This is a genomic window from Pseudovibrio sp. W74 (assembly GCF_001623085.1).
Taxonomy (GTDB): domain Bacteria; phylum Pseudomonadota; class Alphaproteobacteria; order Rhizobiales; family Stappiaceae; genus Pseudovibrio.
On record NZ_LMCJ01000055.1, the window covers coordinates 1 to 837 of the forward strand.

Below are 837 nucleotides of genomic sequence, written 5' to 3' on the forward strand. Positions count from 1 at the left end.
GAGAAGATTTTGGAAGCCGCCCAGCTTGCCAATGTGCATGAACTGGTCACCAGTCTGGCTGATGGCTATGACACACAGGTTGGCGAAGGCGGGGCACTGCTTTCTGCCGGACAGCGCCAGCGTGTGGGTCTGGCCCGTGCGCTTTATGACAGCCCGTTCCTGATTGTGCTTGATGAGCCGAACTCCAATTTGGATTCAGAAGGCGAAGCAGCACTGACCCGCGCCATCAAACTGATGCGTGAGACCGGCAGCATCGTCATTGTCGTTGCCCACCGTCCAAGCGCGATCTCAGCCGTTGATCTGCTGCTTGTTGTGAAGGATGGCCAACAGGCCGCCTTTGGCCCAAAAGACGAAGTCCTGCCAAAAATCAGCGCTCCTGCTGGTGTGCCAGCCCCCGGTGCAGTTCCAGCTCCCGGCGCAAAACCAGCTCCAGCTGCTGCAAAAACAGGACCATTGAGCGTGGTGCCACATGCCTGAGCAAACAACACTTACCACCATTCAGACCTCTCGTAAGAAACACATGCGCTGGGGCCTCGTCCTTGTGGGCGTTCTTGTGCTTGGCCTTGGCGGCTGGTCCTCCGTTGCCAAGATCAACAGCGCGGTGATCACCTCTGGCTCCATCGCTGTCGATGGACAGGCCAAGAAAGTACAGCATCAGGAAGGCGGCATTGTTGGCGAAATTCTCGTCAAAGATGGCGATGAAGTCAAAGCCGGTGATGTGCTGTTCCGCCTTGATGAGACCGTAGTGAAAGCCAATCTGGCCATCACCCGCAAACGTCTTCATCAGATGCAGGCGCAGGAAGCCCGCCTTTCTGCCGAATGGCGCAATGACGCTCA

The 837-nt window shown here is 57.1% G+C and carries 2 protein-coding genes; both read left to right on the forward strand.

Annotated elements, in window-relative coordinates; genetic code table 11:
* Positions 1–477 (forward strand): ATP-binding cassette domain-containing protein (locus PsW74_RS22660; protein ID WP_153042457.1); only part of this gene is annotated, 477 nt, incomplete at its 5' end.
* Positions 470–837, forward strand: a 368-nt coding sequence (locus PsW74_RS29480; protein WP_208988110.1) for a biotin/lipoyl-binding protein, incomplete at its 3' end; no start/stop codon positions are given. The genes PsW74_RS22660 and PsW74_RS29480, both read left to right, overlap by 8 nt.